Annotated in this window: 6 protein-coding genes, 2 tRNA genes, 3 rRNA genes and 1 pseudogene; all 12 read left to right on the top strand. The window is 34.4% G+C overall.

From position 1 onward, the window contains the following. Positions 1 to 224 precede the first annotated feature (224 nt). The 12 genes and pseudogenes from CARM_RS07550 to CARM_RS07500 all read left to right on the top strand — a co-directional run bounded on the left by CARM_RS07550 (position 225) and on the right by CARM_RS07500 (position 13072). Positions 225 to 1737: ribosomal RNA gene (locus tag CARM_RS07550) — 16S ribosomal RNA — on the top strand. A 97-nt stretch (positions 1738 to 1834) separates the two neighbouring features. After that, positions 1835 to 1910 (top strand) — tRNA-Ala (locus CARM_RS07545). Positions 1911 to 1918: 8 nt separating this feature from the next. Further along, positions 1919 to 1995, top strand: a tRNA-Ile gene (locus CARM_RS07540). Between the two features lie 443 nt (positions 1996 to 2438). Continuing rightward, positions 2439 to 5345, top strand: a 23S ribosomal RNA gene (locus CARM_RS07535). A 289-nt stretch (positions 5346 to 5634) separates the two neighbouring features. Next, positions 5635 to 5751, top strand: a 5S ribosomal RNA gene (gene rrf, locus CARM_RS07530). Together the 16S, 23S and 5S rRNA genes with 2 tRNA genes alongside form the textbook arrangement of a ribosomal RNA operon. A gap of 261 nt (positions 5752 to 6012) precedes the next feature. Beyond that, a pseudogene (locus tag CARM_RS08625) lies at positions 6013 to 6214 on the top strand (hypothetical protein); the annotation flags it as partial. Next, on the top strand, positions 6214 to 8274 hold the full coding sequence (locus CARM_RS07525) for a hypothetical protein (RefSeq protein ID WP_139426254.1): 2061 nt from the start codon (positions 6214 to 6216) through the stop codon (positions 8272 to 8274). The pseudogene CARM_RS08625 and the gene CARM_RS07525, both read left to right, overlap by 1 nt. Positions 8275 to 8395: 121 nt before the next feature. Beyond that, a complete protein-coding gene (locus CARM_RS07520; protein ID WP_139426251.1) occupies positions 8396 to 9931 on the top strand; it encodes an ABC transporter substrate-binding protein in 1536 nt (511 codons plus the stop codon). A gap of 11 nt (positions 9932 to 9942) precedes the next feature. Then, complete coding sequence (locus CARM_RS07515; protein WP_236633248.1) at positions 9943 to 10881, top strand: ABC transporter permease; 939 nt, start codon at positions 9943 to 9945, stop codon at positions 10879 to 10881. Next, positions 10874 to 11650: an ABC transporter permease gene (locus CARM_RS07510; RefSeq protein WP_139426245.1), complete on the top strand. Its 777-nt coding sequence runs from the start codon at positions 10874 to 10876 to the stop codon at positions 11648 to 11650. Before CARM_RS07515 ends, CARM_RS07510 begins: the two co-directional genes overlap by 8 nt. Further along, complete coding sequence (locus tag CARM_RS07505; protein WP_139426243.1) at positions 11647 to 12420, top strand: ATP-binding cassette domain-containing protein; 774 nt, start codon at positions 11647 to 11649, stop codon at positions 12418 to 12420. Before CARM_RS07510 ends, CARM_RS07505 begins: the two co-directional genes overlap by 4 nt. Then, a complete protein-coding gene (locus CARM_RS07500) occupies positions 12404 to 13072 on the top strand; it encodes an ATP-binding cassette domain-containing protein (RefSeq protein WP_139426241.1) in 669 nt (222 codons plus the stop codon). The genes CARM_RS07505 and CARM_RS07500 overlap by 17 nt, the downstream gene beginning before the upstream one ends. Positions 13073 to 13114: the final 42 nt, after the last annotated feature.

Genomic DNA, 13114 nt, shown 5'->3' with positions numbered 1-13114 from the left:
AGTAAAAATTAAGATATTTCAATCTCTAATTTTTAAATTGTTCTTTAAATTATTAATATTGTTAATCAAATCTTATAGTCAATCTTTGAAATCTAAATAAGTGATCGATTGAGCCAGAGATTTACTTTAAATAATGTAAATCTATCAATTAAATAATTAAAGATTATTTTTATTAATCTTTAAAATACTTTTTCTTTGAAGAAAAAGATTAAACTATCTATATTTTTATGGAGAGTTTGATCCTGGCTCAGAGTGAACGCTGGCGGCGTGCCTAATACATGCAAGTCGAACGATGAAGCAACTAGCTTGCTAGTTGTGGATTAGTGGCGCACGGGTGAGTAAGGTATAGTTAATCTGCCCTACACAAGAGGACAACAGTTGGAAACGACTGCTAATACTCTATACTCCTGCTTAACACAAGTTGAGTAGGGAAAGTTTTTCGGTGTAGGATGAGACTATATAGTATCAGCTAGTTGGTGAGGTAATGGCTCACCAAGGCTATGACGCTTAACTGGTCTGAGAGGATGATCAGTCACACTGGAACTGAGACACGGTCCAGACTCCTACGGGAGGCAGCAGTAGGGAATATTGCGCAATGGGGGAAACCCTGACGCAGCAACGCCGCGTGGAGGATGACACTTTTCGGAGCGTAAACTCCTTTTCTTAGGGAAGAATTCTGACGGTACCTAAGGAATAAGCACCGGCTAACTCCGTGCCAGCAGCCGCGGTAATACGGAGGGTGCAAGCGTTACTCGGAATCACTGGGCGTAAAGGGCGCGTAGGCGGATTATCAAGTCTCTTGTGAAATCTAATGGCTTAACCATTAAACTGCTTGGGAAACTGGTAATCTAGAGTGAGGGAGAGGCAGATGGAATTGGTGGTGTAGGGGTAAAATCCGTAGATATCACCAAGAATACCCATTGCGAAGGCGATCTGCTGGAACTTAACTGACGCTAAGGCGCGAAAGCGTGGGGAGCAAACAGGATTAGATACCCTGGTAGTCCACGCCCTAAACGATGTATGCTAGTTGTTGGGGTGCTAGTCATCTCAGTAATGCAGCTAACGCATTAAGCATACCGCCTGGGGAGTACGGTCGCAAGATTAAAACTCAAAGGAATAGACGGGGACCCGCACAAGCGGTGGAGCATGTGGTTTAATTCGAAGATACGCGAAGAACCTTACCTGGGCTTGATATCCTAAGAACCTTATAGAGATATGAGGGTGCTAGCTTGCTAGAACTTAGAGACAGGTGCTGCACGGCTGTCGTCAGCTCGTGTCGTGAGATGTTGGGTTAAGTCCCGCAACGAGCGCAACCCACGTATTTAGTTGCTAACACTTCGGGTGAGCACTCTAAATAGACTGCCTTCGTAAGGAGGAGGAAGGTGTGGACGACGTCAAGTCATCATGGCCCTTATGCCCAGGGCGACACACGTGCTACAATGGCATATACAATGAGACGCAATACCGCGAGGTGGAGCAAATCTATAAAATATGTCCCAGTTCGGATTGTTCTCTGCAACTCGAGAGCATGAAGCCGGAATCGCTAGTAATCGTAGATCAGCCATGCTACGGTGAATACGTTCCCGGGTCTTGTACTCACCGCCCGTCACACCATGGGAGTTGATTTCACTCGAAGTGGAAATACTAAACTGGTTATCCCCCACAGTGGAATCAGCGACTGGGGTGAAGTCGTAACAAGGTAACCGTAGGAGAACCTGCGGTTGGATCACCTCCTTTCTAGAGTACAAAGTAATAAGTCTCACAACTATTACTTCAATATATAAACTCAATTGATTCTTGTTTAGATTTCAAAGATTGATGAAAAGCTAATTTTGGGGAATTAGCTCAGCTGGGAGAGCGCCTGCTTTGCACGCAGGAGGTCAGCGGTTCGATCCCGCTATTCTCCACCATTTATTAAGGGCCTATAGCTCAGCTGGTTAGAGTGCACCCCTGATAAGGGTGAGGTCACAAGTTCAAGTCTTGTTAGGCCCACCATAAAAAAGATTTGTTTATCGATCTTAAATTAAAGTTTTAAAACTTAAAGTAAGTATATAAATACAACATAAAATATAATACTTCTTATATTTTTAAATTATTTAAACTCTTTATATATACTTTCTTTAGGTTTTAAGACCTAAGCTAAATAAATAATAAAATATTTTATATTAGATTAGTTATTTAATGTTATTTGAATTATCATTGTTAAGAGTCACAAGCAAGTTTTAATAAAAACAATTTTACAGGACTTGTTAAAGGATAAAACCTAGCTATCTTTTCTTTAGCTTTTAGTTAAAGAGAAGTTTTAAACTCACAGCTTAGTTAGACTAATTTTTATTTAGTTTTATTAAGTGTTTAAATGCTTTCCGTCTTGAGATAGTAAAGTCTTATCATAAAAACTTTAACAAGGAAGTGATGCGTTTTAGAATAAAAGGTAAAAAAGGTAAGCTACTAAGAGCGAATGGTGGATGCCTTGACTGGTAAAGGCGATGAAGGACGTACTAGACTGCGATAAGCTACGGGGAGCTGTCAAGAAGCTTTGATCCGTAGATTTCCGAATGGGGCAACCCAATGTATAGAGATATACATTACCATAATGGAGCGAACGTAGGGAATTGAAACATCTTAGTACCTACAGGAAAAGAAATCAATAGAGATTGCGTCAGTAGCGGCGAGCGAAAGCGTAAGAGGGCAAACCCAGTGCTTGCACTGGGGGTTGTAGGACTGCAATGTGCAATAAGTGAGGTTAGCAGAACATTCTGGAAAGTATAGCCATAGAGGGTGATAGTCCCGTATGCGAAAACCAAACTTTAGCTAGCAGTATCCTGAGTAGGGCGAAACACGTGGAATTTTGTCTGAAGCTGGGTCGACCACGATCCAACCCTAAATACTAATACCAGATCGATAGTGCACAAGTACCGTGAGGGAAAGGTGAAAAGAACTGAGGTGATCAGAGTGAAATAGAACCTGAAACCATTTGCTTACAATCATTCAGAGCACTATGTAGCAATACAGTGTGATGGACTGCCTTTTGCATAATGAGCCTGCGAGTTGTGGTGTCTGGCAAGGTTAAGCACACGCGAAGCCGTAGCGAAAGCGAGTCTGAATAGGGCGATTAAGTCAGATGCTGCAGACCCGAAACGAAGTGATCTATCCATGAGCAAGTTGAAGCTAGTGTAAGAACTAGTGGAGGACTGAACCCGCTAGCGTTGAAAAGCTATGGGATGACTTGTGGATAGGGGTGAAAGGCCAATCAAACTTCGTGATAGCTGGTTCTCTCCGAAATATATTTAGGTATAGCGTTGTGTCGTAACTAAAGGGGTAGAGCACTGAATGGGCTAGGGCATACACCAATGTACCAAACCCTATCAAACTCCGAATACCTTTAGTGTAATCACAGCAGTCAGGCGGCGAGTGATAAAATCCGTCGTCAAGAGGGAAACAACCCAGACTATCAGCTAAGGTCCCCAAGTCTTACTTAAGTGGAAAACGATGTGAAGTTACTTAAACAACCAGGAGGTTGGCTTAGAAGCAGCCATCCTTTAAAGAAAGCGTAATAGCTCACTGGTCTAGTGATTTTGCGCGGAAAATATAACGGGGCTAAAGTAAGCACCGAAGCTATAGACTTAGTTTTACTAAGTGGTAGGAGAGCGTTCTATTTGCGTCGAAGGTATACCGGTAAGGAGTGCTGGAGCGAATAGAAGTGAGCATGCAGGCATGAGTAGCGATAATTAATGTGAGAATCATTAACGCCGTAAACCCAAGGTTTCCTACGCGATGCTCGTCATCGTAGGGTTAGTCGGGTCCTAAGCCGAGTCCGAAAGGGGTAGGTGATGGCAAATTGGTTAATATTCCAATACCAACATTAGTGTGCGATGGAAGGACGCTTAGGGCTAAGCAAGCTAGCGGATGGAAGTGCTAGTCTAAGGATGTAGGAGCTTATATAGGCAAATCCGTATAAGAATACTCCGAGATCTTAAAGGCTCTTCAAAGTCTTCGGACAGCGAGGAGAATTGCTGATGCCGTCGAGCCAAGAAAAGTTTCTAAGTTTAGCTAATGTTGCCCGTACCGTAAACCGACACAGGTGGGTGGGATGAGTATTCTAAGGCGCGTGGAAGAACTCTCTTTAAGGAACTCTGCAAAATAGCACCGTATCTTCGGTATAAGGTGTGGTTCGCTTTGTATTAGAATTTACTTCGAAAGCAAAGAAACTTACAACAAAGAGTCCCTCCCGACTGTTTACCAAAAACACAGCACTCTGCTAACTCGTAAGAGGATGTATAGGGTGTGACGCCTGCCCGGTGCTCGAAGGTTAATTGATGGGGTTAGCATTAGCGAAGCTCTTGATCGAAGCCCGAGTAAACGGCGGCCGTAACTATAACGGTCCTAAGGTAGCGAAATTCCTTGTCGGTTAAATACCGACCTGCATGAATGGCGTAACGAGATGGGAGCTGTCTCAAAGAGGGATCCAGTGAAATTGTAGTGGAGGTGAAAATTCCTCCTACCCGCGGCAAGACGGAAAGACCCCGTGGACCTTTACTACAGCTTGACACTGCTATTTGGATAAGAATGTGCAGGATAGGTGGGAGGCTTTGAGTATATGACGCCAGTTGTATATGAGCCGTTGTTGAGATACCACTCTTTCTTATTTGGGTAGCTAACCAGCTTGAGTTATCCTCAAGTGGGACAATGTCTGGTGGGTAGTTTGACTGGGGCGGTCGCCTCCCAAATAATAACGGAGGCTTACAAAGGTTGGCTCAGAACGGTTGGAAATCGTTCGTAGAGTATAAAGGTATAAGCCAGCTTAACTGCAAGACATACAAGTCAAGCAGAGACGAAAGTCGGTCTTAGTGATCCGGTGGTTCTGTGTGGAAGGGCCATCGCTCAAAGGATAAAAGGTACCCCGGGGATAACAGGCTGATCTCCCCCAAGAGCTCACATCGACGGGGAGGTTTGGCACCTCGATGTCGGCTCATCGCATCCTGGGGCTGGAGCAGGTCCCAAGGGTATGGCTGTTCGCCATTTAAAGCGGTACGCGAGCTGGGTTCAGAACGTCGTGAGACAGTTCGGTCCCTATCTGCCGTGGGCGTAAGAAGATTGAAGAGATTTGACCCTAGTACGAGAGGACCGGGTTGAACAAACCACTGGTGTAGCTGTTGTTCTGCCAAGAGCATCGCAGCGTAGCTAAGTTTGGAACGGATAAACGCTGAAAGCATCTAAGCGTGAAGCCAACTCTAAGATGAATCTTCTCTAAGCTCTCTAGAAGACTACTAGTTTGATAGGCTGGGTGTGTAATGGATGAAAGTCCTTTAGCTGACCAGTACTAATAGAGCGTTTGGCTTATCTTTTTTAAGCATCACTTCCTTGTTAAGGTTTTTACTTAAAGCTTTAGAATTTATATTCAGTTATTAAACAATAGCTTAGCTTTGATAATAATCTTTCAAGTAAAGTTTATATTAGAACTTGCTCTTAACATTGTTTTTTAAGTATTCTAAAGTAAAACAATAAAGTATTTAGCTTAAGATAAATAAAATATCTAAATACAAGACTAAAGAAAACTAAAATAAAAATAGTTTTATTTGATTATTTTTATTTTACTATGTTTTTATACTTTTAATGGAATATTTAAATAACAATGTCCGTGATTATACAGATGTGGAGACGCCTTGTCCCATCCCGAACCAAGAAGCTAAGCACATCGTGGGTGATGATACTACGCCTTACTGGCAGGGGGAAAGTAGCTCATTGCGGACTTGTTAGTTTCTTATTATTCTTACTACTTTTAATTATAATTCATATATATTTTTATTTAAATTAATCTTTGTTTTTATATTTTTTAGTTTAATGTTTTATATACTTTTTTGTTTTTAATTAGATTGTTTTATTTTAACAGGGGAAAATCTAAAATATCTCATTGCTTTTTTAAACAATGATTTTGCGGCTTTTATTTTTTAGATATTTTATGCTGGTGGAAACTTAGGTGAAAATGGATTTAGATATAAAAAGGCGTTTTTAGAAAGACTTCATATATCAAAAATAAATTCTAAAAATGAAAAACTAGCAAACGAGCTTATAAGCTTAGTCAATGAGATTTTAAATTTAAAAGAACAAGACAAAAATGCAAACACCAAAACCCCAAGAAGACAAAATAAACTCTATCGTTTATAAACTTTACAATCTAAGTGAAGAAGAAATAAAAATAATTGAAGGTAAGTGATGGAAAAATTTGACAAAGAACTAACGATATATGGTATTTTTGTAAAAAATGGTAAGCAAAATGTAAAAGACAATAAAATAACTATATTTGACGCTGAAATAGAAGAGATAAATTTTCAAAAATTGCAAGAAAAAGATATAAAAGAAATTTGCATACTTAGAAGTGAAATAAAATATCTTTACTTTTTTAAAAAAAATACTATAAAAATAGATTTTAGGAATTGTAATTTTAAAAATCAGATTATCGCTAGAGAGTTATATTTTGAAAATGAAGTTATATTTCAGCAATGTATATTTGATGTTGTCGTAGATTTTTCTAAAACAAAATTTAAATGCAAGATTGATTTTTTAACATCTATATTTAAAGGTGAAGTGAGATTTATAGAAACTCAATTTCAGGCAAAGCAAAGCGATAATAAAATAATAGAAAATGATTTCGGAGAGGTTATGTTTGAAAGGAGAGTATCTTTTTCTAATGCCATATTTCAGGAAAGAGTTAATTTTGCACTCTCACAATTTAAAGACGAAGCAAGTTTTGCAAAAACCAAATTTCAAGCAAATCAAAATGATAGCAATATAATTGAAAATCAATTTTTAGGAGTCATTTTTGCAGGAAAAGTAACTTTTGATGAAGCTATATTTCAAGCAAGAGTTTGTTTTGGAATTTCGCAGTTTGAAGATGAAGCAAGATTTATAGGAACTCAATTTCTAGCAGAGCAAGATAATGATAGTAAAATTGTAGAAAATGAATTTAGGGAAGCTAACTTTAGAGGAAAGATAACTTTTGATAGTCTCGTATTTAAAGCAAGAATTAGCTTTTTGTTTTCAACATTTAAAGATGAAACACTCTTTTTAGATATAAATCCAAGTAATCTTATATTTTATAATGTGGAATTTAACAAAACAAAGTTTGCTTGTAAAGCTCTTACAAATATCACTTCTTGTCTATTTCAATACTCGGTATTTAAAGATATGTTAAGCTTTGAAAGAATGGAATTTGAAAGATTAAGATTTGATAATGTTTTGTTTAATGGTGTTATAACTTTTAGCGATACAAAGCTCAAGATCAAACCGCAATTTATAAACTGCACTTTTTCTAATCAATTTAACATAGAACATCAATATATCAAATATAGTGATAAAGATATAGAAAATAAGATAAATAATATACAAAATGAAAATGATAAATTTCATGCCTTGCTAAATTTGAGAGATTTATTTAGAAAATTAAAAAGCAATCGTATAGCCCATCACAATCTAATCGATGCTTCAGAATTAAGAGTTCAAGAGCTTTACGCTAGAGAATTAGAACTAAAACATAAAGAAAATAAAAGCTTAAAAGAAAAAGTCGAACGATGGCAACTTTTCTTTTATCGCAAACTTTGTGATCATCATACTGACTTGTTAAAGGTATTTCATAATTTGCTTATAATCATCATGCTTTTTGGTGTTTTTTCTTTTGCACTTGATAAATTTAAACAACCTAGTGTAGAAAATAATGTGAAATACCACATCGTTCAAGTAGATACTAACGAAAGTTATATCTTTAAAGAACATAACAAAACGACTTATAATATCTTTGGTTTAAATATAAACAAAGAAAGTAACAAGCTAGATGAATTCATAAAAAACAATTTTGCTTATGTATTGATTTTATTATTTATAGCTTTATTGCCACTTTCCTTTAATATTTTTACCAATTTATATATTTTTGGCAGCTTTTTTTATGTGATTTTTAATTTTTTAGATTTGGTAACTTTATATATACATATTGTTATTATAGGTCTTTTTGTAATTTTTGCTTTGAAATTTATTTTACTTGATGATAGACAAGAAATTATAAGAAAAATTATCATTGGTATTTCTTATGTGGTTTGTATTTTTACACTACTTGTAAAACCTAGTTTAATGCTTCCTGTGTTCGGAAGCTTTTTAGAAAAAGACACTAATACTACTTATCCTTTACTACTTAGTTTATCGGTGGTGTATTTTATACTTGTAGCTTTAGTGATATTCTCACTCCAAAAAACCGCACGAAAAAATTCTATAGTGCCAAATTAGTTAAATTAAAAAATACTTTGTATTTTGTTGTTTTTAGAGTGAAATTTTAAAGTTTTAAATTGAAAAAAAAAAAAAACAATGGTAAAATAAAAATTCTATTTTAAATAAAAAAAGGAAGATTATGTTGCGATTTTTTATAATGCTTTTTTGTGCTTTAAATCTTTTTGCCGCTACGCCAAAAGATACTATCATCATCGCAGTAGAAAATGAGCCAGAGCGCATCAACCCACTTTTTAGTGAAGATCATGATGTGGCGATTGCTCTTGTGTTTTCAGGACTTACACGCTTTGATGAAAACATGAGCTTAGCACCTGATCTAGCTAGTTCTTGGAAAGTTAGTAAAGATGGTTTGGTATATGAGTTTGAACTAAGAAAAGATGTATTATGGCATGATGGTGTTAAATTTAGTGCTAAAGATGTAGAATTTAGTATAAATGCTCTAAAAGATGAGAAACTAAACTCACCATCAAAGGTAAATTTTGATGCGGTTAAAGAAGTAAAAATCATTGATGATTATCATTTAATCATTACTCTTTCAAAGCCTTTTCCAGCATTTTTAGATGCTTTAAGCGTGGGAGTTTTACCAAAACATTTACTTGAAAAAGAAAATTTAAATACTACCAAATTTAACCAAATGCCTATAGGAACAGGTTCTTATAAACTAAAACAATGGAAACAAGGTCAGTATATGACTTTAGAAGCAAACGAAAATTATCATTTAGCTAAGGTAAAAACTCCAAAACTTATACTAAAACACATTAAAGATCCAAGCATTAGTTCTATCGAGCTTAAAAATGGTTCTATAGATGTAGCCTTGGTGGATTTTGCACTAGCTTCAAATTTTGAAAATGATAAAAATTTTAAAATGCTTATAGAGCCTTCAGCTGATTATCGTGCTTTGATGTTTAATCTTAATCATGAGTTTTTAAAAGATCAAAATGTGCGTTTAGCATTAAATTATGCTATTGATAAACAAGCTATTATAAATTCACTTTTGCACTCTTTTGGAAAAGTTGCTAACCATCCTTTAGAAAAATCATGGGCAAACCCTAAAGAATTTTCTACTTATACTTATGATATGAAAAAGGCAAATGAGCTTTTAGCAAAAGCAGGCTTTGTAAAAAACAAAAATGGCATTTTAGAAAAAAATGGCAAAGAATTTAGCTTTGAAATGTATGCTATGAGTGAAGATCCTTTAAGAGTAGCTTTGGTAAATATTTTACAAAGTGAGTTTTTAAAACTTGGCATTAAAGCAAAAGCAGTAGCTAGACCAAGTGGAAGTTTTGATTATACTAAAATTGATAGCTTTTTAGTAGGTTGGGGCAGTCCTTATGATCCTGATTTTCATACATTTAGAGTTTTTGCAAGTTCTGAAGATACTACTTTAAATTCAAGCGGATGGAATTTTGGTCATTATCAAAATACCAAAGTAGATGAGACTTTAGCAAAGGCTAGAAATTCTCTTGATGTAAATGAGAGAAAAAAATACTATAAAGAATTTATTAATGCTTTATATGAAGATCCTGCGTTTTTGTTTATAGCTTATATTGATTATCCTTTAGTTTTTGCTAAAAATATACAAGGTATAAAACCTCATATTTTAGGTCATCATGGAGTAGGTTTTACTTGGAATGCTTATGAGTGGAGCAAAAATTAGTGATAAAACTCATTTTTAAACGCCTTTTGTGGGCGTTTTTTTTGATGTTTTTTGCTAGTTTTTTGTGTTTTGTGATGATTTATCATGCTAAAGGAAGTGTAGTTTTTGCTAGCGTACCTCAAGGAACTAGCCTTAAAGTAAAAGAAGAAATCGAGCGTAATTTAAATTTAGATAAACCTTTATTAGAGCAGTATGAAAATTGGGCTTTTAAAGCATTGAAAGGCGACTTTTCCTACTCTTTAATCAGCGGAGAAAAGGTTAGTGAAATTTTAAAAGAAAAACTTTCCTATACTATCATTCTTGGAAGTTTAGCTTTTTTGGTGCTTTTTGTATTATCTTTGTTTTTAGCACTTTTGTGTGTGATTTATAAAGATAGTTTTTTAGATAAAACTATTACCTTTTTAACGATGAGTTTTTTTGCATTACCTGCTTTTTCTTTGTCTTTAATGCTTATTATGATTTTTGCAGTATTTTTTAAATTTTTTCCAAGTTCAGCAATTGCTGATATTGGTTTTGAAGATGATGTATTAAATCGTTTGTGGCATTTATTTTTACCTGTATGTGCTTTAGTGCTTTCGCATTTAGCAGTTTTTGTGCGTTTTATAAGAACAAGCTTGATTGATAGTTTAAATCAAAGTTTTATAGAAAGTGCTTTTGCAAGAGGGCTTAGTAAAAAAAGAATTTATTTACATTTTGTGTTAAAAGATGCTTTTGGTTCTATACTTGCATATTTTGGTGCCTCTTTTGTGAGTTTTTTAATGGGAACTTATATAGTAGAAAGCGTGTTTTCTTATGAGGGTGTAGGAAATTTGGTGATTAAAAGCATATTGTTTAAAGATTATCCTGTGGTGTTGGCTGTGGTGATTTTTAGTATTTTGGTGGTAGTGTTTGTAAATTTGATTGTAGAATTAATTTGCAAGATGATTAATCCAAGGTTTGCTAATGCGTAAATTTTGTGTGATGATGATTTTACTAAGCTTGATTTTAGCACTTTTTGCACCTTTGATTAGTTCATATGATCCAAATTTAGTGGATTTAAGTAAAGCTAAAATAGCTCCAAATTTAACTCATATTTTTGGTACAGATATGCTTGGTAGAGATGTTTTTACGCGCATTTTGTATGCATTACGCATTTCTTTATTTGTTGGAGTAATGGCAGCATTTTTTAGCGTGTTTTTTGCTTGTGTTTATGTATTTTTAACAAGATTTTTTGCCTATGCTTTTTTTGCTAGAGTGATTGATATGCTTTTGGCATTACCATCTTTACTTGTAATTATGTTTTTTCAAAGCTTTTTGGCAGGATCTTTGTGGAGTATGATTTTTATTATTGCTTTGGGGCATTTTGCATTTGTGGCAAAAGTACTTGATACCCAGCTTAATAAATTTCAAAAACTTGAATTTTATCAAAATGCTATTATTTTAGGCTCTAGTAAGATGAAAGCTTTATTTAGTGAGCTTTTACCTGCTTGTTGGAATTTGCTTTTTGTGCTTTTTGTTTTAAATATCGCCCATGCTATTACAAGTGAAGCCACTTTAAGTTTTTTTGGTTTAGGTGTAGAGCTTTGGACTCCAAGTTTAGGTAATATGCTAAATGAAGCAAGCAAGGCTGTATTTTTAGGATTTTGGTGGATGATAGTTTTTCCAGTAGCCTTTATACTTATGCTTATTTTACCTTTGCTTGCTTTGGGTAATGATTTACAAGAAGAGATAAAAGCATGATAAAAATTGTAAATTTAAATCTTAGTTTTAAAGATAAGATTTTATTAAAAAATTTAAATCTTAGTCTAGATGAAGGTAAATCTTTGGCTATTATGGGTAAAAGTGGCGCAGGTAAAAGTTTGCTTTTAAAAAGCATGATTAAACTTTTTGATAAGCACTATAAACTTTCTGCACAAAAATTTGAGATTGGTCAAAAAAATATTTTAGATTTAAAAGAAAATGAACTAAACGCTCTAAGAGCTAAGGTAAATTTACTTTTTCAAGATGTATATGGGAGTTTTTATCCACTTGTTGATATAGGGAGTTATTTTAATATAGTTTTAAAAACTCATACTGATTTAAGTGCAAAAGAAATTAAAGAAAAGGCTTTTTATTTTTTTGAATGTCTGGGACTTAAAAATCATGACCTTTTGTGGCATTCTTTTATATATCAATTAAGTGGTGGTATGGCAAGAAGAATTCAAATAGCATTGGCTTTGCTTAGCGGGGCGCAGTATTTATTATGTGATGAGATTACAAGCTCGCTTGATAGAGCCAATGAAGAAAAAATCATTGCAATTTTAAAAGAGCTAAAAACACAATTTAAAAATCTCATTTTCATCACCCATGATGTAAATTTAGCAAAAGAGCTTTGCGATGAGGTAGTCATCATAGAAGAAAGAACTTTAATGTATCAAATGTCTATAAAGGATTTTTTAAACAATCCAAAAGGTGTTTTTGCTAAAGAATTATTAGAGCTTTTTGAGAGTGAAAATGTTTTTAGAAGTTAAAAATTTAAGCAAATCTTATAAATTTAAAAAACACTGGTATTTAAAGGAAGAAGAAAATTTTGTTTTTAAAGATGTGAGTTTTTCTTTAAATCAAAATGAAAATTTATTGCTTTGTGGGGAAAGTGGTAGTGGTAAAAGTACTTTAGCTAAAATTCTTTGTATGCTTGAATGTGCAAATGCTGGAGAAGTTTTATTTGAAGATAAAAATATATTAAATTTAGATTTTAATTCTCAAAGAAAATTACGCCAAAAAATTCAATACATTTTTCAAGATCAAAAATTAGCTTTAAATCCATACAAAACAGCCAAAAGACTTTTGCTTGATGTGTATGATAATTTTAAATTTAAGCCCAATTTTGAAGAACTTTTTAAGCTTTTTGATGCGTTTGAACTTGAAAAAGATATTTTAGAGTTGAAACCTTCTAAGTTAAGTGGTGGTCAAAGTCAAAGACTAGGTTTGATTAGAGCTTTGCTTTTAAAGCCAAAATTACTTATCTTGGATGAAATCACAGCAGCGCTTGATATAGTGACTGCTTATAAAATTTTAAACTATTTGCACGCTTTTCAAAAAGCGCACGATATTACCTATATTTTTATTTCGCATCAAGAAAAAATCTTGCAAAATATATGTCATAAAAAAGTGCTTTTGTAAAAAGATAAAAATTGTTTCATTTTGAAATATTATAAAATTTAT

Source organism: Campylobacter armoricus (assembly GCF_013372105.1).
GTDB lineage: Bacteria > Campylobacterota > Campylobacteria > Campylobacterales > Campylobacteraceae > Campylobacter_D > Campylobacter_D armoricus.
This window is presented reverse-complemented; position numbering and strand designations above follow the sequence as displayed.

What these genes read in the sequence shown, in the direction of transcription:
- CARM_RS07525 (WP_139426254.1), top strand. Translation starts at nt 6,214, where the DNA reads ATGGAAAAATTTGACAAAGAACTAACGATATATGGTATTTTTGTAAAA.
- CARM_RS07520 (WP_139426251.1), top strand. Translation starts at nt 8,396, where the DNA reads ATGTTGCGATTTTTTATAATGCTTTTTTGTGCTTTAAATCTTTTTGCC.
- CARM_RS07510 (WP_139426245.1), top strand. Translation starts at nt 10,874, where the DNA reads ATGCGTAAATTTTGTGTGATGATGATTTTACTAAGCTTGATTTTAGCA.
- CARM_RS07505 (WP_139426243.1), top strand. Translation starts at nt 11,647, where the DNA reads ATGATAAAAATTGTAAATTTAAATCTTAGTTTTAAAGATAAGATTTTA.
- CARM_RS07500 (WP_139426241.1), top strand. Translation starts at nt 12,404, where the DNA reads ATGTTTTTAGAAGTTAAAAATTTAAGCAAATCTTATAAATTTAAAAAA.